Origin of the sequence: Fluviicola sp. (assembly GCF_029266855.1) — a bacterium.
GTDB lineage: Bacteria > Bacteroidota > Bacteroidia > Flavobacteriales_D > Crocinitomicaceae > Fluviicola.
In genome coordinates this window covers 118448-143349 of sequence record NZ_JAQSWB010000004.1, presented here as the reverse complement: position 1 = coordinate 143349, position 24902 = coordinate 118448, and the positions used below count along the sequence as shown (strand labels likewise).

Below are 24902 nucleotides of genomic sequence, written 5' to 3'. Positions count from 1 at the left end.
CTTATGAATAAGCTCACGCTACTTCTTTTCATGTTCTCGGTTACCTTGACTTATGGGCAACAAAAAAAACTCCTAAAGTTGTTGGGATCAGATTTTCAACCTGTTCCTACAAGAACCAAGAGCCAGTATATGGAAACAAATACAGCTTGTCAAGCAGTATCAAGTACCACTGTATTTGGAGATACTTCCGGTATTGTTTATCAGAACGAATACATGCTCTTTCGGAATTATCCCAACCCTGCTCAATCATTATCGAATGCTGCACTGAGTTGTGTAAAATCCACATACGTAAGCAACGCGGAATACCTGGAATTTCAAAATTGGGTACGGGATTCAATAGCGAGAGAACACATTTACAATGATGTAGAATCCGATGCTATAGCATTGAAGTTCATTAATGTTAGCAAATCTGAATTGAAAAGTTTCAAATTTAATCTGGATGATAGGAATGAAAACAGATCAAGATATAATCTTAACTGGAAAACTAAATTCAGTTATGCAGATCCTGAATTCTTGCCATTTCTCTATTTCTTGTATTTACCCCCAAATGAACGTTTCTGTCACCGTAAAGATATTGATGAACGACATTTAAGATATATCTATATTCAATCTGTTCAAAAAAGTAAAGGGGAGTTGAAAAATTTTCATTCCAATATTCCAGTTATCCTATTCCAAGATTTTTGGGCAGCACAATCGGCTTCTATTAATGATGAATATTCGGTCTTAGGTCAGGTTTATGATCAGCTGCTTCCCACTCAACCGGCAGTTGGATTAACTGGGATGCAAGCCAACGCATTTTGTCATTGGAAAGAACTTCAACTGCAACAAGAATTGAATAAAAAACATTTGCCTTATCTTGTCCAGGTTACTTTGCCACTAGTAAGTGAATTAACTGCAAAATCTCCTGGTGCTCTCAGTGTTCCCCCAAAGGACTACACTCCAAACTGGAAGATCACAGTGCACGACTATCAACTATTTATGCATGCAGTTCGGGATTCTTTTATTACTGAAGTGCTATATGCTGAACTACCTGATTCAAAAGAGGCAACAAAATTGATTCAGTCAAAACCACTTTATTTTGATGAGGGTTGCTTGAAGTTTGTTAAATTCAATTCGGATAAAAGAGCTTCAAATCGAGAAGTGTTCGCACTGACCGAAAATGGTTCGATTCTAAAAAAACACAAAGAGGAGATTAAGAAAATTGAAGTTCGTAACAGCGACCGATTAGATATTTACAAGTATTATCGAATGGATATCAAATCAAAAACCATTGTTGGGAAGTTGGAGAATAGAGAGAGATATAACTTGGACGGACTTAACTTTGAGTTCTTACATACATCAGAGAAAGATAGTGTTACCAAGGAACCCATTGGAATGGATTTGAATCTTGATTATGTCAATATGTTAAGCCAAGGATCAGGTGTTCGGGGTCACGAAAAATACAGACGTTTCATTGTGCCTGAATTAGTTCAACTTACTCCGGGCATTCCAATAGAAAATCAGAAATCAGAAGATTTTATCCGGGGAATTAGCTACGAACAGGCGCTCGCATATTATCATTGGAAATATCCCATTTGGAAAGTCAGAGCAACTGATGACTGGCAGAAGTATGTTTATCCGGATGAAGAGCAATTCAAGAGAATTCAAAAAGGAGAGCAGGTGTTCTCTCAGCAGCACGAACTCAATTATCCGACGCCGGTATTTCGGTTTGTAGTAACTTTTACAGCAATGGAAAATTAAAAATTAGTTAAACACTGTTTTTTTAAAAGCCTCTTCTTTGGGGAAAATTGAAAAATTGCCTACTTTCCAAAGTAAAATGCAGGCATGAAAGACAACTTCTCACATAATTCCGGCGAGTATGCCCGATTCCGTCCTTCTTATCCGGAGGAGGTCTTCAATTTCCTGGAAACAATTTTAACCGGAAGAGAACGTGTTTGGGATTGTGCAACCGGAACCGGACAGGTTGCTGGAAAATTAGTAATGCTGTTTAATGAAGTGCAGGCAACCGATTTGAGTGAAAATCAATTGAAAAATGCGGTTTCTCATCCTAAAATCCAATATTCTCAGCAGCTTGCGGAAGGAACCAACTTCCCGGATCATTATGTCGATTGTATTACGGTCGGACAAGCCATTCATTGGTTCGACTTTGAGAAATTCTATGCTGAAGCGAATCGGGTCTTAAAACCAAATGGAATAATGGTGGTTTTGGGTTATGGAAATATCCAAACAGGTAATAAGGAAGTTCAGCATGTAATCGAAAAATTATACTCGGAAACGTTGGAAGGGTATTGGGATCCCGAACGTCGTTATGTGGATGAAGATTATAAGACCATTCCTTTCCCGTTCACAGAAATCGATCATCCCGGATTTAAGATCAGTCATTCGTGGAATCGGGAACAGTTGCTGGGCTATTTGAAAACCTGGTCCGCAGTAAAGAATTATGTTGATAAACACCAGATCAATCCGATTGATTTAATTCTCCCCATACTTCCTGCCTTTGATACAGTGGATATCACATTTCCCGTATTGATGCGTATTGGAAAAAAACCTGAAAACCAAACCAACGACTTATAAGCTTATAAAGCGAGGTTAAGCACTCACATATTTTTTCATCATCGGCGGAAAACCTTCAGGTCCTTTGTCGTTCTTCATTTCGAAGCCTGTTTTTTCATTTTGAAAAAATTTCACATATTTTTTCATTTTGAATAAAACGCACCAATCGCTTGGTATACCTGCATTCCAGCGATTTTTTTTATTCGTGGCACATCCATTGCCTTGGATTATGCGAACCAGAAAAATAATTAGTTATGGAAAAGATGAAATTAAAAAACCTGTTTATGATCGGGATGATGGTAGCAGGGTTATTAGCGACAACGCCTTCTTTTGCCGCAAATGAAAAAGGTTCAATCGAAGGAAACCGGTACTTGAATCGTAAAGAGTATAAAGACATGAAAGCTACCATGTCACGTATTGAAAAAGATCGGGAACGTATTGCGTTTCACAAATCTGAATTCAAAAAAAATAAAGAGGCAGGTTTAAAGATCGAATCACACATGAGTAAAAAAGAGCTCCGAAAAGCGAAAGCAGATTTAAAGAGAGACAAAAAATACTTGCGTATTGATAAGTGTGATTTGCACGCGGACCAGTCGGTAGCGATTCATGAAGCTAATTCGGAACGAAATGCGGTGAAAAAAGAATTGCGTTTAGCTAAAAAAGAGTTGCGTAAAGACATTCGACAAGAAAACACTGCCGATTTGAAAGCAGACGTTGCCTTGGTAGAAACTTTAACGCTTAAAGAACAGCAAAAGAAACAACAGGCTGAGGCATTAAAGGATGAGGTATATGCATTCTTTATTTACCTCGATGACGAAATTGATGAAGTTGTTTAATTCGTAGCAGATTAAACACATAAATCGGGGCTGTAAGATAGGGACAGCCCCTTTTTTATATTCTATATTTCGTGTTCTCAAATATATTTTAGAATGATCTCAATTTAAATTAAATGTAATTGGCAAAGAGAAAGTACATGGAGCAGGAACTCCTTTTCGGTATGCAGGCTTAAATTTTGGCATTTTTTTAACGCATCTGAAGGCTTCACGGTCCAACAGATAATCAACTCCCTTTACAACTTTGATACAAGTAATACTTCCGTCAGCCTCCACAATAAATTGAATATAAACTTTACCAACTATTCCTCTTTCAACAGCAGCTTGGGGATAGATAGCATGATCACTTAAAAACCGCGACAAGGCATTATTTCCACCTGGAAATTCAGGAACTGAATCTAAAGCGAATACATCAATATCTTTTTTGTCTGAACCGGTACATGTGATCGATTGTTCAGCTTTGAATTTGTCAAGAATTATTTGTTCTGCTTCCGGTGTAATGGTTATAAAGACGGATTGAGCGGAATTTTTTTTTGAAATGTTCAAGTCTTCGACATGAAGTGGAAGGAAATCTGGATGTTTGATCGTTAAAGGCCCTTTCTGCTCAGACGAATACTCAAAAAATCCTTCTTTGTCAAAATTGCCTAGAATTTGTTCATTATAATAGACAGCAAATTCAGTTTTATCATACCCATAATAGTCAGGATCTCCTCCCGACAGAACTAACTTGCCGGTTTTTTGAAGAAAAGCAGTAAAAGGAATAAATAAAAGGATAAAGGCAATTCTCATTTTACTCGTTTCAGCGTAAACGGTTCTCTATGAATAATATCACTCTTGTAATAGCTGTCAATTTTTTTGTCATCGATCGTTACTACATAGGTTTCAGTGAGTTCACCGGTTTCTTCGTCAAGCGTTGAGCTGGTATTTACTTCCGAAAAGTAGGGCTTTAATTGTTCAACGGTAACCTCCGCTTTTGCATTCATGGAATGAAGTTCGAGGTCTTTCCCTTTTTTAATGATCTTGAATACATTCAATACGGGAGCTTTACCCATACATAAATAATAGTTCTTTTTATGCTTTGTGATTGAAATAGAATCATTGATTTTCATGTGTGAATCTCCTTGACCGCTATTCAGAATTAATTCATCCGACTTGATCTCAACCATAGTTTTCATCTCTGCACCTTCCATCATTCCCTGGAAACTTTCAGGATAGATTAATTCATAAGTCCCCTGCATTGATTTTGGGAAAGTCCTTTCCAGTGTTCCTGGGGCGTTGGTAGAGGTAATAATGGTACAGGAGTTTAGAAAAATCAAAAATCCCGCAATGTATAAGGCAAATTTCATCGGATAATATTTTTGTTAAAGTATATAAATTAGTTGAATTAGCAGAGTCAAAAACCATACCCTAAAAATCACCTTCATGGTCACAGACGGGTTAAGTATGGATCAAGTATAGGTCAAGTATGGATATAGTATGAAGCATGTATGAAAGTGTTAAGCATTTAACAGTGTCCCGACCGCTTCAGATCAGGTTGTCTGCTCTTTGCTTTTGAAAATAAAAAACCCTGATCAATTATATCAGATCAGGGCTCTTATTTAATACTATTTGGAAATGATTATCCCACCAAAGCCTGGTATCCAGCTGCATCTAACAAACTGTCTACTTCACTTGGGTTGCTCAGTTTTACTTTGATCATCCATCCGTCTCCGTAAGGATCTTTGTTTACAGCTTCCGGGTTTGACTCCAATCCTGCATTAAACTCAATGATTTCTCCTGAAACCGGCATGAATAGATCAGAAACTGTTTTAACTGCTTCAACCGAACCGAAAACTTCTTCCTGGTCCATGGTTTCACCCACTGTTTCAATTTCAACATAAACGATATCTCCTAGTTCACCTTGAGCGAAATCAGTAATACCGATTGTTGCAACATCACCTTCAACACTTACCCACTCGTGGTCTTTTGTGTATTTTAAATTTGCTGGAATATTCATCTTGTTATTCGTTTAAAGTCTTTTTCTCGGTGCAAATGTAATTTATTTCAATTAAGAATACAGAATTCGGAATGAAGAGACGAAAAAAATCTTGGAATAGCTTCTTTACATTCTTCATCGCCTTTATCCTTGCAAGTATGATTCTTTACGCTTAGTAAACAACATCTTCTCTTCGAGACCAATTCTCACTTTCAACATTTTCAATTCTCCTCTCTATATTCTTCATTCAGAATTCTTAATTTTGAAACATGGTAAACAATGACCAACTCAAGGAAATTAATCAGCGCATTACTGCGATTGCAAACTATTTGAAAATTCCTGAAAAGGAAATGCAATTGCGTGAAAGTGAATTGAAAACACAAGACCCTGGTTTTTGGGACGATCCGAAAAAGGCTGAAGCTCAAATGAAAGAAATCCGTGGACTGAAGTTTTGGATCGAATCATATACACGACTGAAATCTCAGGCGGATGATCTGGAAGTATTGATTGAGTTTGTGAAAGAAGGCGCAGCTGAAGAATCCGAATGCGATGATGCGTACCAGTCCTTACTCACTACCATCGAGGAAGTGGAGTTGAAAAACATGCTTTCCGGAGAAGAAGATGCCCTGAGTGCTGTAATCCAGATCACTGCTGGTGCAGGTGGTACCGAGGCTTGCGACTGGGCAGGAATGCTGATGCGCATGTACATCATGTGGGCTGAGAAAAGTGGGTACAAAGTAAAGGAACTCAACTTCCAGGAAGGTGATGTGGCAGGTATTAAAACAGTAACCCTGGAAATTGAAGGTGAATTTGCTTTTGGTTACCTGAAAGGTGAAAATGGGATTCACCGCCTGGTGCGTGTAAGCCCTTACAATTCACAGGGAAAACGCATGACTTCATTTGCTTCGGTATATGTCTATCCTTCTGTGGATGATACGATTGAAATATATGTCAATCCTGCGGATATTACATTTGAAACTTTCCGTTCGGGAGGTGCAGGTGGACAAAACGTAAATAAAGTGGAAACAGCTGTCCGCTTGCGACATGCTCCTTCCGGGATCATTATTGAGAACTCCGAATCGCGTTCGCAGTTGGCCAACAAGGAAAAAGCCATGCAATTGCTTCGTTCCCAACTATACGAAATAGAATTGCGTAAACGTGCCGAATCAAGAGAACAGATCGAAGCAGGCAAGAAAAAGATCGAATGGGGATCACAGATCAGAAGTTATGTTTTGGACGACCGCCGAGTGAAAGATCACCGGACTGATTATACCGTAAATGATCCGGATAAAGTATTGGACGGGGATTTACTGCCTTTCCTGAAATCTTATTTGATGATGTACGGTAACTAGACTTCAAGACTTCAGGATATTAAAATTTTAGGACTTGATTTTTTCTCTTCCTACAAATTCAAGTCCTAACATCCTGATGTCTTAATATCTTAAAATCCTCTTTATGAAAACAATCATATACCACAATACCCGTTGCTCCAAAAGCAGGGAAGGTCTTTGTCTCCTGGAGGAGATGGGCGCAGATATTGAAATCCGCGATTATTTGATGGTTCCTCCAACATATGAAGAATTAGATGAATTATTAAAATTGCTGAAGGCAAAACCCCTGGATATAATTCGTCAGAAAGAAGAACTGTTTTTGGAAAAATATGCCGGAAAGAAGCGTACCAGGAAACAATGGATCCAAACGATGATGAAATATCCGATCCTTATTGAACGGCCGATAGTGGTAAGAGGAAACCAGGCAATAGTTGGCAGGCCTCCGATTCTCATCAAAGACCTGCTTCCTTAAATTTAATCTTTTATCATTCGTTCTTTGAACGTTCCTGATTGAGTAGTTACCTCCACAAGGTAAATCCCTTTTGGTAAGTCATTAACACTTAGCCAGGCTGAATTATTTTCCAATAAATAGCTTGCTTTAATGAATTGTCCGACGGAATTGTACAATTGGATTGTTTCAATTGTTGAGGAACTTTCGATCCTTGTTACAAATGCAGCCGGATTCGGAGCGATGTGAAGTCTTTTGTTTTCCAAATCATCAATACCTAATGCTGAGTTTGTATACTGAATGGAATCACACGAAAGACAACCACCGTTTATAGTTGTTGTCATAACGCAGCAGAAAAATTTATTGGAAGGATTGGACGCTCCGGGTGTATAATTAACAATTGTTCCCGGTCCCATATAAGGCATTCCCTGTCCTTGTCCGTTTCCGTCTGTCCAGTAGACAAATTGGTTCGTGATCAGAAATGGAGGCAATGATGAACTCAAAGTAATGGAAACCTGGTTTGAACCAACGATCGATGAGGTAAATTGTGAATAGCATGGAAACGGTACTTGAAGTGCTGCAGTGTCAGAAGAGCAGGTGGTACATCCGAGCATATCCGTCATGCACAATTGATAAATGACACAGCCGTAGTTGTTCTGAAGAGTTGCGGCATCTATCGTAATACTATCTCCTCCCGGACTGCTTGTGTAAGAAACCGGAATACCGTTTCCATCCGTTACAGTCCAGGAATAGCTAAAAGGTCCCGTACCGGTTTCATTGTCAGCATTCAGAATGTAATCGTAGGTGCTCAATAAGCTGTCATTTACTTCCACACTGCACTGCGCATACGAAAGAGAGAGGAATCCCAAAGTAAGGGAAACGCTAAGTAGTAGTTTTTTCATGTTTTATTCTTTAGTTGTTGTCTAGACGCTTTATAACGGGTTTCAGTTGCTTTCGCAGAATACAGGGAGTGCGGCATCTTTAAGCTCGCTAACCGGCATGTCAAGGAATCTTTTTCATTATCTTTAAAAAAATCAAATGATAAGGTTATGACACAACGGAATTATGAAACAGTGACTGAAGCAGTTAACGATTTAAAAAAACGCGGATATTCAGCCGATTTGTCTATAGAAGCGGATAAAGATTGCCTGGTATGCAAATCTACTGCCACACAATTATCACCGGAAGATTTTACAATTGATGAAGTGTATCGCTTTGAAGGGATGACAGATCCGGGAGACGAAATGATTGTCTATGCTATTTCCGCGAATGACAAGAATATAAAAGGAATTGTGGTGAATGCCTTTGGAATGTATTCCAGTTACAGGGCCTCAAAATTAGTTGAGCATCTTACAAAGCATCACGACTAGAAATTCTCAAAGAATTCCTGAAAAATTTGAATGTTAAAATTAATTCCTGATTGAGCAAAACCGCCTGATAATCGGCTTTAAAAGTGAGTGCACGAAACACTTATTGGAAAAGCAACGCTATTTTTGATTTTTTACAGGCCACATCCCAATCTTTACCCTAAATTTGCACCGAATTATTTCTGGAATAATTTAGTTGGTTTAAAAACTTTTAAGAAAGATTTCCGTAACGCTTACGCTGAAGCGAAGGCGCGGAGGAGTGCAACGTGTAGCGAATGAGAACAAAGTACATTGACCTTATCGATCAGACATTTGATTTCCCACAAGATGAGTTTCACTTGAGAGAAGACCGTTTGATGTTTCATGGTATCGATTTGATGCGATTAATTGAAGAATATGGCACGCCATTGAAATTCAATTATTTACCTCAGATTTCTCATAATATTCAGCGGGCCAAGGGTTGGTTTCGGGAGGCAATGAATAACCTGGGGTATTCCGGTAACTATTATTATTCTTATTGCACGAAAAGTTCTCATTTCTCTTTTGTTTTGGATGAGGTTTTAAAGAACGACGTTCATATTGAAACTTCTTCTGCATTCGATATTGATATTGTTAAAAATGTTCTGAATGCGGGAAAACTAAAAGAAGGAAGCTATGTGATCTGTAACGGATTCAAACCTCCCAAGTACATCCAGAACATAGCAGATCTGATCGAAGATAAACGCCTGAATATTATTCCTGTAGTTGATAATACTGCTGAAATACATGATTTGATTGCAGCAACCGGTGAAAACGAATTAAAGATCGGGATCCGGATTGCATCTGAAGAAGAACCGAAATTTGAGTTTTATACCTCCCGTTTAGGAATCAGATACCGGGAGATCGTGCCGTTTTACAAAGCATTTATCCAGGATAATCCGCGGGTACAAATCAAAATGCTTCACTTTTTCATCAATACGGGTATCAACGATACTTCCTATTACTGGAATGAGCTGACGAAATGTTTGAGAATTTACTCTGATTTGAAAAAAGTGTGTCCTACTCTGGATTCATTGAATATCGGCGGTGGCTTCCCGATCAAAAAGTCCCTGGCTTTTGATTTCGATTATGCATACATGGTACGTGAGATCCTGATGCAGGTAAAACGTGTTTGTTCGGATAACGACATTCCGGAACCGAATATCTATACTGAATTCGGATCGTTTACCGTTGGAGAAAGCGGTGGTGCAATTTTCAATGTACTGCACCAAAAACAGCAAAATGACCGCGAAAAGTGGAATATGATCGACAGTTCTTTCATGACCAATCTTCCGGATACCTGGGCAATCAACCAACGCTTCATTATGCTGGCAATCAATCGCTGGAATGACGATTATGAACGCGTACTTCTTGGTGGTCTGACCTGCGACTCAGATGACTATTATAATTCGGAACAACACTCGAATGCCATCTATCTTCCGAAGTTCGACAAAAATAAACCGCTCTATATTGGATTCTTTAATACTGGCGCATATCAGGAAACGATCGGTGGCTACGGAGGCCTGAAACACTGCCTGATTCCGGAACCGAAACACGTGCTTATTCAGCGTGACGAACATGGTAAAATCGTATCGGAACTGTTCTCTGAAGAACAAACGGCTGATGACTTTATGCGGATTTTAGGTTATCGTCCATAAAGCCTGCTAAATCGAATTAGTTATTTTAGTTCTAGGATTTTAGTTCAAAATGTTGTAATTTCCTAGTTGACTGGGGTTTAAAGGTAATTATTTCAGTATCAAACGCTTTAGTAATTATTGAATTGCTAATTCGAACAAAAAGAGGAATTAATTCAATTTAAAACAGGGTTTACTAAAAGTTTACAGTATTTTTGCACTCTCTTTTAAGAAACGTAAACGAAAAATAACAAACAAGGTAAGAATGACGACACATATTCAGACCATTTACACCGAAGACAAGACACCGTTTGCTGAAACAGTCAACTCCTGGTTAGAAGGATTGGGCTTCCATGTTTTGCCATTTCAGGAGAATGATGAATTGACCGAAAAAATCGATGCTGTTGTTATTTTCCATGATAATCACAACTTCGATAAACGAACTGCCGAATTGCGCGATTTGTTTGAAGTTCATCAGGCACCGATTCACAAAATCGATTTGAGCGGAACAATGAACGTTGCTTTATCTCATTTGTCTTTGTTCTTCGACCGTACAAAATGCAAGGATGTTTTGTTTATCGGTAGTGAAGGAATCAAGGATCATCCGAAAATGGAGATTTTCAAAGAGAAGTGGAACCTTTGATGAATTATCAATGATGTAATTATCAAGCACTTGATTCCTTGATAATTGACTAATTATGGAATTGATAATTACTTCACGTAATCCTGTTTCAATACCAAAACGTACTGATCGCCATCCAACTTTGAGTATCCTTGTTCGTAACAGAAAAAATAAGTATTCCCTTTCTGAGTTTGGTAGGTATTGGTAAAGTAGTGGAAATTGAACCCTTCTTCAGCCAGAGTGATGGCATCTACCGTTCTTTTTCCCGTAGGATTTAAACCTGCCAGGATCCGCCGGTTCTTGCGTAAAATATTGTTAATACGCCTTACATATTTAGTGGCATCTTCATTCAACCTGTTATTATAGGTGTTTCTGCAATAATCGGAACAAAACTTTTGATCCTTCCGTCCACTCAATTTCTGTTCACATTCCAGGCATTTACGTTCTAACATCTTATCCAGTGATTTCGTTAATTGAAACGGAAAAATAGTCGATTTATACAAAAGAGAAATAATAATCCCAAAAATTATTGATTACTAACTCTTTATAGGATAAGTTTGTGTTATAAACACTACTTATGATGAGAATTTACTTTTTACTGTTTTTGATTTGCCCTTTTCTGTCTTTTGGTCAGACAAAAGAAATTGCATTCTCCGAACTTACTGTCGGTAGCGGAATGTATTTTGGAGCTGTGATGACCACTACAGATATCACTGTAACCGTTCAGGGTCCGTCGGATCGCTTTTTGGCGTTTGGATTTGGAACCGGCATGGCTAATGGAAATGATGCAATTATTTGGTCGACTCTGGGTACTGGGGCCGCACCGCTTCAACTGCGTGATCATCGCATGATTGGGCAGGGAAATGAACCTACGGTTGATGCGCAACAAGACTGGACGATTATTTCCAATAATGTTTCCGGTGGAAACAGAACGATTGTAGCGAGTAGAGCTTTAAATACAGGTGACGCAAATGATGTCGTATTCAATTTTGCAGCAACTACTCAAAATTTATTTTGGTCAAAAGGCCCGGGTGCAACAACTCAATTACAGTACCACGGAGCAAGTAATCGTGCAAGCGGGATCGTGCGAAATTGGGTCGTTCCGGATGTCACACCTCCTGCGATTTCAACAACAACTCCTGCAGACAATACAATCGGAGCAAATGTTTCGACAAACCTGACGATTAACTTCTCGGAAAATATCTCATGGGGAACAGGATCACTTATTCTTTATGATGGAAGCAACAATGTTATCCAGACAGTTTCCAATGGGAATCCCAATGCAACTGTTTTCGGATCAACATTTTCTTACAATCCGCCAAGTAATTTGCTTCTTAATACATCGTATTATATTCAGATCGATGCAACGGCTTTTAAAGATGCAGCCAATAATTTCTTTGCAGGAATTTCTGACAATACAACCTGGAATTTCAACACGAATGATGTAACTCCACCGGCCCTGACCGTGGCCCCGTTTGTCCCGGCAGATAATTCCGTTGAGGTTGCGCTTACAACTCCATTGTCACTTACTTTCAATGAAGCTGTTCAGGCAGGCTCAGGTGAGATTCAACTTTATAATGCGGCAGGAACTTTAATTGAAGCTTATGATGTGCTGACCAGCCCGTTAATTTCATTTTCAGGATCGGTGGTGAGCATCAATCCAACGGATTTGATCCTGAACACAAGCTACTATATACATGTTCAAACCGGGGCAATTAAGGATATGTCAAATAATAATTATGCCGGATTTGCGAATAATACGACCTGGAATTTCAATACAAATGATCTGACTGCTCCCCTAGCCGTTGCACCGTTTTCACCTGCAGATGAAGCAGTAAATGTTCCCGTTGCCGGAAACTTCAGCATTTCTTTTACAGAAGATGTACAGTTTTCTTCCGTGGGTGTGATCGAAGTGTATACTTCTGCGGGAACCTTTGTTCAATCTTTTGATATCCTTTCTCCTTTGCTTACCGTAAGTGGGTCTACAGTTCAGTTTTCCACTACAAATCCCTTAAATGAGAGCACATCCTATTATGTTTACATTGAACCGGGATTCATCGAAGACCTAAGTGGAAATGACTTCGCAGGAATTACAACGAATACTTTGTGGAATTTTACCGTAGGGGATTTCACCGCACCGACCATTGCAAGTTTGAATCCGACAGATAACAGCACAAATGTGGCTTTAAATACAACACCGATTATCTTTTTCAGTGAGTTTGTAGTACTCGGTTCGGGAAGTTATTTCCTGGTAAATGAAGACAATGCTAGCGTTGTTGAGTTTAGTAGCGTTTTAGGTAATATTAGTGCAACTGCTAATTCAGTAGAATTGAATCAACCGGGTTTGACTTTAGGTACTCACTACCATGTTTTAATTGATGGTGATGCAGTGGAAGATTTGGCGGGGAATGCTTTTGCGGGGATTTCAGATACAACCGCATGGTCATTTACTGCGACAATGGTTAACGGATTGCAGGAGTTAGCTATGAATAAGTATTCCTGGACCGGAAAAGAACTGATTATTCATTCTCCATATTCCGAAGGACAGATAACAGATGCAAGCGGAAAGTTGATTCGCAGGATCAATTCTAAGAAAACGGTATTGGATAATCTTCCGGCTGGAATCTATATCGTACAGATTCAGCAGGATAACGAAACGTTATTCTTTAGGATATATGTGGATTAAATCGCTGGTTTTTCTTGGCTCCTCCCTGGTGGTTGGAGCAAATGCACAGGCCCAGGATGTTTTTGAATCTGCCCGGAAAGGAGACATTAAACAGCTCAAAAAACTGATTGAGCTGAACAGAGATACCATTAATAAAGTAAATCAAATGGGCTTCGATCCTTTAATGATTGCTTGTTATCGCGGACAAACAAAATGTGCACTTTTTTTGATTAAACAGGGAGCAAATGTAAACCGTCCTTCAGAAGAGGGAAGTGCTTTGCAGGCTGCTTGTTACCAAAACAACACAAAGCTCGCAAAAATGTTAGTGGATAAGCATGCAGCCTTGAATACCCAGGGGCCGGACGGAAATACGGCATTGATGTATGCTGTTTTGAATCAAAATCTGAAACTGGTAAAGATTCTGGTTGAAGCAGGTTCCGATCTGACCAAAACAAATAAGGACAATCAAACTGCTTACTCCCTGGCAATGTCCCTGGCAAATACCGAAATTCAGAAACTGGTGAAAAGCCATCGGGAATTGGGGTATCTTGACCAGGGTGTGCTTAACATAAATTAACAGCATTTGTAAAGCCCAAAGAACATTCTTTCACATATTTGCGACCTTAGGCTAAAACTATGACGAACATACCTGATTTATCTCCTTCGGAGCAGTTGCAAGTGATTGCAAATGAAATCAAAACAGAAGGACTGAAATACGATTTATTGCGTCGTGAGATCGGAAAAGTAATTGTGGGACAAGAGAACATGGTTCGAAGTCTTTTAATTGCATTACTTGCGGACGGACATGTATTATTGGAAGGTGTTCCTGGATTAGCAAAGACTCTTGCAATCCGCACACTTTCAAGTGCCGTTTCCGGAGAGTTTTCACGGATCCAGTTTACCCCTGATTTGCTTCCCGCTGACGTTACGGGAACTTTGATCTATCAACAGAAATCGGAACAATTTGCCGTTAAAAAAGGACCGATTTTCGCCAATTTCGTCTTGGCAGATGAGATCAACCGCGCCCCGGCAAAAGTTCAGGCAGCTTTGTTGGAAGCAATGCAGGAACGCCAGGTAACAATCGGAGATTCAACATACCAGTTGCCGAAACCATTCCTGGTACTGGCAACTCAGAACCCGATCGAACAGGAAGGAACTTATCCCTTGCCTGAAGCCCAGGTAGACCGTTTCATGCTTAAAGTATTTATGGGTTATCCTTCCAAGCAGGAAGAACAGTTAATATTGCGCTCCAATGTAAGACCTGAAGGATTGGAAAAAATCTCGCATGTCATGCATCCGGAAGACCTCTTAAAAGGAAAACATTTAACCCGTTCCATTTATCTGGACGAAAAGGTGGAACGTTATATTGTAGATATTGTGGACGCAACACGTAATCCTGCAAACGCCGGAGTTTCCGAAATTTCAAAATACCTTCTTTACGGAGCATCTCCCAGAGCATCTATTAATTTGGCTTTGGCTGCAAAAGCAAATGCTTTTCTTGAACAGCGTGGTTTTGTAATCCCGGACGATGTTAGAACTGTCGCAATGGACGTACTTCGCCACCGGGTAGGTTTGAATTATGAAGCAGAAGCTGACGGAGTTAAACCGGAACAAATCATAGAACGTTTATTGCAGCGCGTAGAAGTTCCATAAGCGATCATGGATAAAGAAGCCTTACTGAAGCGCATTCGTACCATCGAGCTTCAAACTCGCGGTATGACCGAACAAGTATTCGCCGGACAGTATCAGTCTGCGTTTAAAGGACGTGGTATGTCTTTCAGTGAGGTCAGATCTTACCAGGTAGGAGATGATGTAAGAACAATCGATTGGAATGTTACTGCCCGTTTCAGGGAACCCTTCGTGAAAATCTTTGAAGAGGAAAGAGAATTGACAGTTCTTCTGATTATCGATGTTTCAGGTTCTATGTATTTCGGACAGGGGAAGGACTCGAAGATTTCATTAGCTGTTGAACTGGCTGCAACTTTAGCCTTCTCTGCGGCTAAAAAAAACGATAAAGTCGGTGCTATTTTTATTTCGGATGAAGTTGAATATTACGTTCCACCTCAAAAAGGTTTCGGACACGTTCATTTCATCCTGCGGAAACTCATCAATCTCAAACCGAAGTCCGGAGGAACAAGTTTGGATATGGGCTTGAAATATGCGCGCAATATTTTCAAACAGCGAAGCATTTGTTTCGTGATCAGTGATTTTTCTCAGCTGGAATTAAGTAAGGAAGGATTTGCAAATACAGCAAGGAAACACGACTTGGTTGCTCTTGGTGTAAGTGATCCCGGAGAAGCAAATTTGCCGGATGTTGGATTTGTACGCTGGGTAAATGCTGAAACAAAAACTACCAATTGGATCGACAGTTCTTCTGCTCAGGTAAGAAGAGATTATCAAAAGAATTTTATCCTCCGGAAAGAAAAGAACGAAACGTTTTTCCTGCAGTTAGGGATCGATGCCGCATTTTTTGAAGTGGGAGATCATGTTTATTTGCCTTTACTTCAATTATTTAAACGCCGAAAATGAGAATACTTTTGTTCATAATAGCATGTTGGTGTTTTGGAGCAGGATTTGCACAAACAAAACATGTGTATTGGGCGGAAGACTCAGTCCGTATCGGAGATAAAGCGCGATTAACCATTTTGATTAAAAATAAACCTGCCGGATTCGATTATAACCCGATTTCAGACATCTTTATTTGCGAAGTTATTCACAAGGGAGAAACACTCTGGAAGCCAGGTGGCGAACTGGAGATCGAATCGTTTAGAGACACAAACTATACGCAAAAAGGGGTCAAATACTGGAAAGGGGTTTATACATTAATTGCTTGGGATTCTGCTAAATACCGGCTGCCGGATTTGTGGATGACTTGGAAAGATTCCGCTTTTTCATTCCGCGCACCCAATTTATACGTGGGTTTTGTAAAGAAAAAAGTAAAAGAAGGAATTGATGAGATCCCGATTGAACCGGAAAATGATTATTGGATCTTACTTAAAAAATATTGGTGGGTTCTAGTACTTTTAGTTGCTGCAGTTGTAATCGCCATTCTTTGGAATAAACGCCGAAAAATTCAGAAAACGGAAGAATTGAGTTTAAGGGAACGAACCTTACTTGCAATTCAGCAGCTTCGGAAGAAGGAAGATTGGCTCCATGGTAAAACAAAATCACATTACGTCGGTTTTTCTGCAATATTGAAAATGTATTTAAGTTCAAGATACGAACTGAACCTGATGGAACGAACAACCCATGAAACAATCTCTTTATTAAAATTAAAAGGTCTTGATTTTAATATGATCAAAAGAATTGAAACTCTATTGAGAGAGGCAGATATGGTAAAGTTTGCCAAAATGGAATTAGATGACATGCACATTCGATCCAGTATGTTTCGTTTGGAAGAAATAGTAACAGAATTAAGCCCCTTGGAAATTCCGGAATGAGTCGCTACTTCAATATATGCTTTTGGGAATATGACTTCTACAATCCACACATGCTTTGGTTCTTGTTTGCTATTCCTGTCATGTTGTTTTTCTGGGAATATTTACAAAAAAACCGTGTTGGCCAACTGAAATATGCCAGTTCCGAAGCGGAACAATTGTCCTATTCGCTTGGCTGGATACGTTACATCAGGTGGGGAATAAATACCTGTTATGCACTGTCAATGGCCTGCCTGGTTTTGACATTGGCCGAACCTTACAATACATCCATTGATCCGCCGAAAATTGATTATAAAAATGGGATCGACATCATTTTATCTATCGACGCTTCCGGGTCCATGTTGGCGCAGGATTTCGAGCCAAACCGTCTGGAAGTGGCAAAACGGGTCGCAAAAAAATTCGTGGATTCGAGAAAAGGAGACCGTGTAGGTTTGGTGGTTTACGAAGGTGAGGCCTATACTGCTTGTCCCGCAACATTGGATTACAAGTTATTAAAAGAACAGATTACGGCAATCGAACCTGGGTATCTGGAGCCCGGCACAGCAATCGGAAGCGGTTTGGGAGTTGCGGTAACAAGACTGAGAAGCGACAGTTTACCATCCAAAGTAATTATTCTTTTGACCGATGGAAGCAGCAATACCGGCCCGGATCCTATGGAGGCAGCGGAATTAGCGAAGCAAAAAAAATGTAAAGTGTATACGATAGGTGTGGGGGCAAATGGAATGGCGCCAACACCTGTCTCAACCCCTTTCGGAGTAATTTATCAGAATCTTCCGGTAGAAATCGACGAAGGTATTTTGAAAGATATTGCCGAACTAACGAACGGAAAATATTTTCGCGCCCAGGATGAAAAATCACTTGAAAAAATTTATGCCGAAATTGATAAATTGGAAAAACGTAAAATGGAAGACCAGCACTTAGGTATAGAGCCCCCGCTGACCTTGTTTCCATTCTTTATTTGGAGTATGTTGTTCTCCGGAATAGCCTGGGGAGTTCAACGTTTGAAATTCAAACTGGATGATTGAAGAAACGAACACATATAATCGCCTGGTGAAGCTTTTACTTCTTTCGGAGGGAATTTGGTGGACGCTTGTACTAATAGCCTATGCCTTCGTTCCTTTGGATCGTTTGGGTATTAAGCTGCTTCACACTGAAATGCTTGGTTTGTGGATTGTAATTCCGGTTTTAGCATTGTTATCCTGGATTCATTGGAATTGGAAAGCGAAGATATACAAGGAATATTCCGGGTACGGTCATACACGGATGTTGTGGGTGAAATTTGAGCCTGCAAAGGCTTTTCTTCATTATTTTTTATTGAGAAGCACTTATTTCTTCATTGTTTTGGCTATGGCACAACCCGTTGCCGGATCCAGGAAAGTGAACGGTTCCAAGCGTGTGCTTGATTTGGTGATTTGCCTGGACATCTCAAATTCTATGAACACCAAAGACATGGGCGGTGGTGAAGTAAGCCGGTTGACGGCTGCGAAACAAGCTATCGGAGAGTTATTGAACCAGTTAAAAGGCGAACGAATTGCAGTTGTGGTTTTTGCCAATGATGCATACACACAGCTCCCGCTTACAATGGATTACGGAGCGGCAAAATTGTTTGTTCCGGATATTGAAACTTCCATGATCTCGGACCAGGGGACAAACATCGGAAGGGCTTTGGAAGTCGCCCGGGAACAATTTAAAGATACCGAATCCGGAAAGGCAATCTTAGTAATAACAGATGGGGAGGATCACGAAGCGCTTTGGAGAAAACAATTGGAAGAGCTGAAAAAGCAGCAGGTCGAACTGGCTTATCTGGGACTGGGTTCAGGCAAAGGTGGTCTCATTCCAAATAATCCTTACGATCCATCGGAAGGTTACAAACGGGAAAACGGTCAGGCAGTTGTGTCAAAAATTGATAAAAAAGGATTGACTAAAATGGCTTCTGAATCCGGAAGTATTTTAGTAACTTCCGATAGTCCTTTCCCCAATATCTATGATATCGCAACGAATTATAAGAATACGAAAAATAAGCAGCTGATGAAAATAGAATTTAAAGTAGATAAAAACTATTTTTATATCCCTGCAATATTGGCATTATTGTGTATGATTTGCTACTTCTTTTTACCGATCATTATTAATCCGAATAAGTCATGAAAACTACGTTAATAATCATTTCGTGTGTTCTGACTTTCACCTCTTTCGGACAGGAATGGAAAGATACACTCAACGAAGCCAGGAGGTTGTACAAAAAAGGAAACTACAAAGAAGCGTTAAAGTATTATAAAAGAGCCGAAAGATTAGCGCCAAATGATGTAGATTTGTCACAGGAGATTGGTCAAACTGCATACCGTGCAAATGATTTTGGTACAGCTGCAGAAAACTTTGAACGTCAGGCAAATAATGCTCAGAACAAAGAAAAAGAGATCAGTGCCAGAACAAGTTTGGGAGAATCCCGTATGAAACAACAGGATTTCCAGGCAGCGATCGACGCGTATAAAGATGTTTTACGCTTGGATCAGGATAATGAGAAAGCAAGACAACGATTAGTTGAGGCAAAAAGATTATTGGAACAGCAAAAAAAGGAACAGCAAAACAAAGAAGACAAAGCGAATAAAGAACAGAACAAGGACAACCAAAATCAACAGCAAAATAATAATCAACAGAATCAGAATCAGAATCAACAGAATTCAAAAGATAAACAGCAGAATCAAAACCAGCAAAATCAACAGTCGCAACAACAAAAAAGCGAACAGAAAAAACTACAAGACAAAGAAACCGAGCGCAAACTCGATGAGTTTAGCAAGCAGGAACTGAATACAAAGAAAAGATTGGATGGTTCAAAAGGTACTACAGGTGGTAAAAGAGCAAGAAAGGATTGGTAATCAATGGCAATTGTTATTGTTTTTGTTCACGTTTGTGAGCCAGGTTTCTATTGCTCAAAAACCAGTAGTTGCACTTACTTCCGATAAGAAAGAAATCGGGACCAATGAACACCTGAATTTTACCGTAACCGCGAATGTGGAAGGTTCAATGAAAATTGATTTTCCTGTTGAGTTTGAAGTGGATTTTGGTGTAATGCACGGGATGGAACAGAAAATGGATCCGAGCGGAAAGATCAAAACATACTATTACATGCAGCAAACGGGAACCTTCAAAAAAGAAGGAACCTATTCATTTTACGCTTATACAACTTATAGAAATAAAGTTTACCGGTCAAATAAGATCACTATTAAGGTCAATGAAGCTTCGGTTGAAGACAATAAAGTAAATTCAAACGACCCGGTTTTTGGTTTCATTCAATGCAAAAAGACAAGTGTATATGAAGGAGAGCCGATCTTAGTTAAGGCGAAAGTCTTCTCGTACATAAATATTGAATACCTTGAAGGGTACTCTGACTTTAAAGCAGATCTTTCAATGGAGGAACACGCATTCCCCAACGGGCGTGTGGAAGTAGAACAGACACGGGTGAACGGGAAAGATGCCCTGGCATTTGAATACGGAAAACAATTACTCATACCGATTGGAACAGGCAAATGCCACATTAAACCTTTTGAAATGGCTTTGCGTTGTCACGGTTCCCTTTTCTCAAAAACCATGCGTGTACGCTCTTCGGGATTGTGTATCAATATTAAACCTCTGCCCGCCAATGCCCCGAAAGATTTCATCGGCGCGGTGGGTGAATACAGGCTGACTCAAAAAAACCCGGTTAAAGAGGTGAAAGAAGGGGATGTCTTCACACTGGAACTGATTGTTTCCGGAATCGGGAATCTTCATAATTCCAATACTCCGAAATTGAAACTTCCGAAAGGTTGTTCTATTTATGGCGATCCGGAACGAATAGAAGATATCGAATTTACAGAAAGTGGTGCAGAGGGAATGATTACCTACCGGTTCAATATCCAGGTATTGGAAGGTCACAGTCTGGCATTTACAGCGCCATCGATCAGTTATTTTGATCCGGAAAAGGAAAAATATATAACGATCAGGGGAAATGCCTTCAAGGTAAATGTTACTCCTGATAAAAGCTTTAATCCAATAGTACTTTCAAGCCCTGATCCCGGAACTCATACGGACATGCTGGACTTGAAAACTCAGCAGACAGTAAAGAAGGAAACAAAAAAGGAATCAACATCCAAATCGAAATTATGGGTTGGTATTGTCGCTCCGACAAGCTTGTTGGGAATTTTATTTGTGTTCCTGGCAGTGAAAAAACGCAAGAAAAAAGAAACGGAAAAAACAGAAGCTTCCGTGGTCGGCGAACTGCCAAAAGCACCGATCTTTTTAAATGAGACAAAAGAAACAACCCTGGCAGAAGAAATTGATTACTGGAAAGATGCTGAAAGGCATGTGGAAGATCCAAGTGTGTTCGCAATCCTTATGCCGAAAGCAATCATCCAGCGGATTGAGCAATGTGAAAAATGTAATTTCCAATCTAGAGAGAAAGCTTTTGACCGCTTAGTAGATACTAATCCGGAAATTGCCAAAGGATTGCGTGAAATCATTGAGATGTGCGACCAATACCGTTATGGATTCGGTGCCGAGCATTTGGAGACAAAAGAGATTTTGACAAACGCCGAAAGCTTGTTCCGTCAATTGCCTTCTTAAGTCTTTTTTTGTCAGAATATTTGTTTCAAAAAGATCCGCTTTTGATTTTTTTACTACTTTTACCCCACAAAACACAAATTAGTACATCATGAGCGTTTTCGGTATCGTATTGTTTCTTTTGATTGGAGGTATGGCATTTTGGATGTTGTTATTCTTAATGGGATTTGTTCTTCCTTTTTGGATTTCATTGGGAATCAGCCAACAAATGCGTCCGAAACGTGTGTTTGAAAAAGAAGAAGATTCAGAAGCAAAGTAATTTGCAAAGTATATTTTAATAGAAACCCTGATGATTATCGTCAGGGTTTTTTGTTTTTGGATTATTCGCTCAATACGTTCCTCAGTATTAAAATGATAAATGGGTATCTGATTTTAAGTTGAAGTGTCCCAAATCACTTTCGCGCTAACGTTTGTCATGATTTGCTCTTTCCGCCGCGGCGGACTATCGCTTTTTCTTATCTTTGGTCAACTTACTACTAGATAACAATCATGAAAGGAATTCTTTTGTTTGTTGCGGCCTTCGTTCTATCGAATGCATATGCACAGGAAATACTCCATTGCGGAAGTGACGAAATGGAACAAAAACTGTTTCAGGAACATCCGGAATACAAACAGGCATTTTTGCGCTCCAAAAAGAAGCTGGAATCATTCACCAAACAATTCCAGGATAATCCCGTGAAATCAGGTGCTGCTTATATTATTCCGGTAGTGTTTCACATTATTCATAACAATGGTCCGGAAAACATCAATGATTCGCAAATTTATGATGCGGTTGAACAAGTGAATTTACAGTATCGGAAATTGAATCCGGACACCAATCAAATTGTCTCCGCTTTTCAATTCATAGCAGCAGACGCACAAATCGAAATTCGCCTGGCTCAGATCGATCCCGATGGAAATTGTACTTCCGGGATTACAAGAACAGTGTCTCCACTGACTTATCCCGGTGATCACCAGGTAAAAAGCCTAATCCATTGGCCACCTGAAAAATATCTGAATATCTACGTGTGTTTTGATGCCGCCGGATTAGCCGGTCATGCTTTAATGCCACCGGCCGCAGATACGATTCCGGAATGGGACGGAATTGTGATCCGGCATGATTATGTCGGAACGATCGGAACCTCTGATTACTTCCGGAGAACAGTTCTTTCACACGAAATTGGTCACTATCTGAACCTGTATCATATTTGGGGCGGAAATAACGTTCCTGATTTCTATTATTTACCGGTTGGAAATGCCGGCAATTGCGCATATGATGATGAGGTAATGGATACACCAAACACAATTGGCTGGTCTTCCTGTAACCTGAATGCAACTTCCTGCAGCAGTTTGGATAATGTTCAGAATTACATGGATTATGCCTATTGTGCATTGATGTTTACGGAAGGACAAAAAGTAAGAATGCATGCTGCCCTAAATTCCCCGGTTGCACAAAGAAACAACTTATGGACTCCGGCGAATCTTGCTGCCACCGGAACAGATGGTTTGACGAATCAGCTCTGTGAAGCGAAATTTGAATCCGATAAACGGGTTGTTTGCCAGGGAGATTCGGTTTTGTTCAGGGATGTTTCATCACATGGTGTGGTCAGCAGGTTGTGGAGTTTTGAAGCAGGAGTTGTAATGGGTTCTGTTACGAATGATACGGCGATTGTGTCCTATAACCAGCCGGGAACTTTTGATGTAACGATCAAGGTCAGTAATGGAACGGATACATTAGAGCTCACATTGACAGATTATATCACCGTACTTCCTGCTCAGGGATCAGCTCATGGAATTACAGAAGGATTCGAAGATAATCTGTCCGGATTTTCAAACAGGTGGCATGTGAGAGATGTGGGACAAATGTATAATTGGGAAATTACCAACCCAGGCTTTCAAAGTAATCAGGCGATCCGGATTAATAATTTTGAAGGAGGTTCAAACCAGGTGTACGAATTCTTTTCTGACCCCCTGGATTTATCCGGATTTTCAAGTTTGGCAGTTGCATTTGACTGGGCCTATGCGCAAAAAACGGCAAGTGATGCAGACTTGTTCCGGATCTTTATCTCGAATGACTGTGGATCAACCTGGCAGGTTAAGAAGAGTTACTCAGGCATGAATTTCTTGAAGTCGGTAAGTCAGTTATGGTCAACTCCGTTTTCTCCCGCTTCATTGAGCGAATGGGCAAGTGATACAGCAATAATAAACGGAGCAATCAATTTCACAGATCACACACAATTAAAATTCCGTTTTGAGTCAAAGGGAGGGAACAATTTCTTTTTGGATAATATACGAATTGGTAAATTGAATGAATTGGGCTTGCATGATGTGGCTTCGGGAAACATGTTTGAGATCTGTCCGAATCCGGCAGAGAAAGAAAGCTCTGTGATTTTGAAATGGGAAGCAGGTTTAAATCCGAACGAAATACAATTACTGGATGCTCAGGGAAGAGTTGTTTTTGAAACAAGCGATCTCACAGGTTTACATTCGTTTCAGCTTCATTTGAAAGGGTTAGATCCAGGATGTTATTTTGTCCGCTTGAACAGCGGGAAAGGTTCTTATTCCTCACCTTTGATATTGAATTAAAGTGCATCTGGAGCCCTCCAAAATTAATTGCCTGGGTAGAGGGAGGATAAGCATACACTTATCCAAAATGATATTTTTTTTCTTTTGGAGCAAGAAAATCAATTGCACAGATGAATTGTTGAAAAACTTTACTATCTTTGCCCTCCAAATTAAATTTTAAAACATCTGTTATGTACGCAATAGTAGAAATAGCAGGGCAGCAATTTAAAGTGCAAAAAGACCAAAAAATCTTTGTACACCGTTTAGACGCTGAAGCAGGATCAAAAGTAGAATTTGATCGTGTTTTATTGGTTGACAACGGAGGAAAAGTGAATATTGGCGCCCCAGCTATCGCAGGAGCAATCGTTACTGCTCAAGTGAATGATCACGTTAAAGGTGATACAGTTATCATTTTCCGTAAGAAACGTAGAAAAGGATATGTGAAAAGAAACGGTCACCGTCAATCTTTTACACAAATTACAATTACAGATATTAAAGGGTAATTCTTCGTCGGCAGACGAATAAAAAATTAGAAAAGATGGCACATAAAAAAGGAGTCGGTAGTTCCAAAAACGGTCGCGAATCACATAGCAAGCGTCTAGGAGTGAAAATTTTCGGTGGACAAGCTGCAATCGCTGGGAACATTATTGTTCGTCAACGCGGTACTGCACACCACCCGGGAGAGCATGTTGGGATCGGTAAAGATCACACATTATATGCTTTAACTGACGGAACTGTTGAGTTCCGCAAGAAAAGAGATAATCGTTCGTTTGTATCGGTAGTTCCATTTGAAACTGCGGAAGCTTAATCGAATAATATAACATTTTTGAGAAAGGCGAGTTCCGACAGTTTCGGAATTCGCCTTTTTACGTTTTTTAATTT

Annotated in this window: 26 protein-coding genes; 21 read left to right on the top strand and 5 right to left on the bottom strand. The window is 39.8% G+C overall.

What is annotated here, in order from left to right:
* Positions 1 to 129 precede the first annotated feature (129 nt).
* The 3 genes from K0S23_RS10905 to K0S23_RS10895 all read left to right on the top strand — a co-directional run bounded on the left by K0S23_RS10905 (position 130) and on the right by K0S23_RS10895 (position 3389).
* Complete coding sequence (locus K0S23_RS10905) at positions 130 to 1740, top strand: hypothetical protein (RefSeq protein ID WP_300357101.1); 1611 nt, start codon at positions 130 to 132, stop codon at positions 1738 to 1740.
* An 84-nt stretch (positions 1741 to 1824) separates the two neighbouring features.
* Positions 1825 to 2574 carry a class I SAM-dependent methyltransferase gene (locus tag K0S23_RS10900; RefSeq protein ID WP_300357098.1) on the top strand — a complete coding sequence of 250 codons (750 nt, stop codon included), beginning with the start codon at positions 1825 to 1827 and terminating at the stop codon, positions 2572 to 2574.
* Between the two features lie 233 nt (positions 2575 to 2807).
* Complete coding sequence (locus tag K0S23_RS10895; RefSeq protein ID WP_300357096.1) at positions 2808 to 3389, top strand: hypothetical protein; 582 nt, start codon at positions 2808 to 2810, stop codon at positions 3387 to 3389.
* Positions 3390 to 3488: 99 nt separating this feature from the next.
* Here K0S23_RS10895 and K0S23_RS10890 read toward each other — a convergent pair whose 3' ends face one another.
* The 3 genes from K0S23_RS10890 to gcvH form a co-directional block, all read right to left on the bottom strand.
* Complete coding sequence (locus tag K0S23_RS10890; RefSeq protein ID WP_300357095.1) at positions 3489 to 4175, bottom strand: energy transducer TonB; 687 nt, start codon at positions 4173 to 4175, stop codon at positions 3489 to 3491.
* Positions 4172 to 4732, bottom strand: a complete 561-nt coding sequence (locus K0S23_RS10885; RefSeq protein ID WP_300357094.1) for a hypothetical protein — start codon at positions 4730 to 4732, stop codon at positions 4172 to 4174. Before K0S23_RS10885 ends, K0S23_RS10890 begins: the two co-directional genes overlap by 4 nt.
* A 272-nt stretch (positions 4733 to 5004) precedes the next feature.
* The gene (gcvH, locus tag K0S23_RS10880) at positions 5005 to 5382 is read right to left on the bottom strand and encodes a glycine cleavage system protein GcvH (RefSeq protein ID WP_300357092.1); all 378 of its coding nucleotides are present in this window, start codon (positions 5380 to 5382) and stop codon (positions 5005 to 5007) included.
* 248 nt (positions 5383 to 5630) lie between these two features.
* Here gcvH and prfB point away from each other — a divergent pair, with 248 nt between their 5' ends.
* Positions 5631 to 6713 carry a peptide chain release factor 2 gene (prfB, locus tag K0S23_RS10875; protein ID WP_300357090.1) on the top strand — a complete coding sequence of 361 codons (1083 nt, stop codon included), beginning with the start codon at positions 5631 to 5633 and terminating at the stop codon, positions 6711 to 6713.
* A gap of 103 nt (positions 6714 to 6816) precedes the next feature.
* Positions 6817 to 7164, top strand: a complete 348-nt coding sequence (locus K0S23_RS10870) for an ArsC/Spx/MgsR family protein (RefSeq protein ID WP_300357088.1) — start codon at positions 6817 to 6819, stop codon at positions 7162 to 7164.
* Between the two features lie 2 nt (positions 7165 to 7166).
* Here the strand turns inward: K0S23_RS10870 and K0S23_RS10865 are convergent, their stop codons facing one another.
* A complete protein-coding gene (locus K0S23_RS10865) occupies positions 7167 to 8042 on the bottom strand; it encodes a T9SS type A sorting domain-containing protein (protein ID WP_300357086.1) in 876 nt (291 codons plus the stop codon).
* A gap of 147 nt (positions 8043 to 8189) precedes the next feature.
* On the opposite strand from K0S23_RS10865, the gene K0S23_RS10860 reads away from it, so the two are divergent.
* From K0S23_RS10860 to K0S23_RS10850, 3 genes are all read left to right on the top strand, one after another.
* Complete coding sequence (locus K0S23_RS10860; protein WP_300357084.1) at positions 8190 to 8510, top strand: phosphoribosylpyrophosphate synthetase; 321 nt, start codon at positions 8190 to 8192, stop codon at positions 8508 to 8510.
* Between the two features lie 272 nt (positions 8511 to 8782).
* On the top strand, positions 8783 to 10183 hold the full coding sequence (locus K0S23_RS10855) for an arginine decarboxylase (RefSeq protein ID WP_300357081.1): 1401 nt from the start codon (positions 8783 to 8785) through the stop codon (positions 10181 to 10183).
* A gap of 241 nt (positions 10184 to 10424) precedes the next feature.
* The gene (locus K0S23_RS10850; protein ID WP_300357079.1) at positions 10425 to 10802 is read left to right on the top strand and encodes a hypothetical protein; all 378 of its coding nucleotides are present in this window, start codon (positions 10425 to 10427) and stop codon (positions 10800 to 10802) included.
* Positions 10803 to 10870: 68 nt separating this feature from the next.
* Here the strand turns inward: K0S23_RS10850 and K0S23_RS10845 are convergent, their stop codons facing one another.
* Entirely contained in the window at positions 10871 to 11233 is a 363-nt protein-coding gene (locus K0S23_RS10845; RefSeq protein WP_300357077.1) for a hypothetical protein, read from the bottom strand.
* Between the two features lie 125 nt (positions 11234 to 11358).
* On the opposite strand from K0S23_RS10845, the gene K0S23_RS10840 reads away from it, so the two are divergent.
* From K0S23_RS10840 to rpmA, 13 genes are all read left to right on the top strand, one after another.
* Positions 11359 to 13467, top strand: a complete 2109-nt coding sequence (locus K0S23_RS10840) for an Ig-like domain-containing protein (RefSeq protein WP_300357075.1) — start codon at positions 11359 to 11361, stop codon at positions 13465 to 13467.
* Positions 13457 to 14023 (top strand): ankyrin repeat domain-containing protein, encoded by a 567-nt coding sequence (locus tag K0S23_RS10835; RefSeq protein ID WP_300357073.1) that lies wholly within the window; start codon positions 13457 to 13459, stop codon positions 14021 to 14023. Before K0S23_RS10840 ends, K0S23_RS10835 begins: the two co-directional genes overlap by 11 nt.
* A gap of 59 nt (positions 14024 to 14082) precedes the next feature.
* Entirely contained in the window at positions 14083 to 15099 is a 1017-nt protein-coding gene (locus K0S23_RS10830) for an AAA family ATPase (protein WP_300357070.1), read from the top strand.
* A gap of 6 nt (positions 15100 to 15105) precedes the next feature.
* Entirely contained in the window at positions 15106 to 15975 is an 870-nt protein-coding gene (locus K0S23_RS10825) for a DUF58 domain-containing protein (protein ID WP_300357068.1), read from the top strand.
* Complete coding sequence (locus K0S23_RS10820; RefSeq protein ID WP_300357066.1) at positions 15972 to 16886, top strand: hypothetical protein; 915 nt, start codon at positions 15972 to 15974, stop codon at positions 16884 to 16886. Before K0S23_RS10825 ends, K0S23_RS10820 begins: the two co-directional genes overlap by 4 nt.
* Complete coding sequence (locus K0S23_RS10815) at positions 16883 to 17908, top strand: VWA domain-containing protein (RefSeq protein ID WP_300357064.1); 1026 nt, start codon at positions 16883 to 16885, stop codon at positions 17906 to 17908. Before K0S23_RS10820 ends, K0S23_RS10815 begins: the two co-directional genes overlap by 4 nt.
* Positions 17901 to 19028, top strand: coding sequence for a VWA domain-containing protein (locus K0S23_RS10810; protein ID WP_300357062.1), 1128 nt, complete (start codon positions 17901 to 17903; stop codon positions 19026 to 19028). The genes K0S23_RS10815 and K0S23_RS10810 overlap by 8 nt, the downstream gene beginning before the upstream one ends.
* Complete coding sequence (locus K0S23_RS10805; RefSeq protein ID WP_300357060.1) at positions 19025 to 19756, top strand: tetratricopeptide repeat protein; 732 nt, start codon at positions 19025 to 19027, stop codon at positions 19754 to 19756. Before K0S23_RS10810 ends, K0S23_RS10805 begins: the two co-directional genes overlap by 4 nt.
* On the top strand, positions 19707 to 21479 hold the full coding sequence (locus tag K0S23_RS10800; RefSeq protein WP_300357058.1) for a BatD family protein: 1773 nt from the start codon (positions 19707 to 19709) through the stop codon (positions 21477 to 21479). The genes K0S23_RS10805 and K0S23_RS10800 overlap by 50 nt, the downstream gene beginning before the upstream one ends.
* 88 nt (positions 21480 to 21567) lie before the next feature.
* On the top strand, positions 21568 to 21735 hold the full coding sequence (locus K0S23_RS10795) for a hypothetical protein (protein ID WP_300357056.1): 168 nt from the start codon (positions 21568 to 21570) through the stop codon (positions 21733 to 21735).
* A 230-nt stretch (positions 21736 to 21965) separates the two neighbouring features.
* Entirely contained in the window at positions 21966 to 24041 is a 2076-nt protein-coding gene (locus tag K0S23_RS10790) for a M43 family zinc metalloprotease (RefSeq protein WP_300357054.1), read from the top strand.
* Positions 24042 to 24211: 170 nt separating this feature from the next.
* The gene (rplU, locus tag K0S23_RS10785; RefSeq protein WP_300357052.1) at positions 24212 to 24523 is read left to right on the top strand and encodes a 50S ribosomal protein L21; all 312 of its coding nucleotides are present in this window, start codon (positions 24212 to 24214) and stop codon (positions 24521 to 24523) included.
* Between the two features lie 35 nt (positions 24524 to 24558).
* Positions 24559 to 24828, top strand: a complete 270-nt coding sequence (gene rpmA / locus K0S23_RS10780; protein ID WP_300357050.1) for a 50S ribosomal protein L27 — start codon at positions 24559 to 24561, stop codon at positions 24826 to 24828.
* The last annotated feature ends 74 nt before the right edge of the window (positions 24829 to 24902 follow it).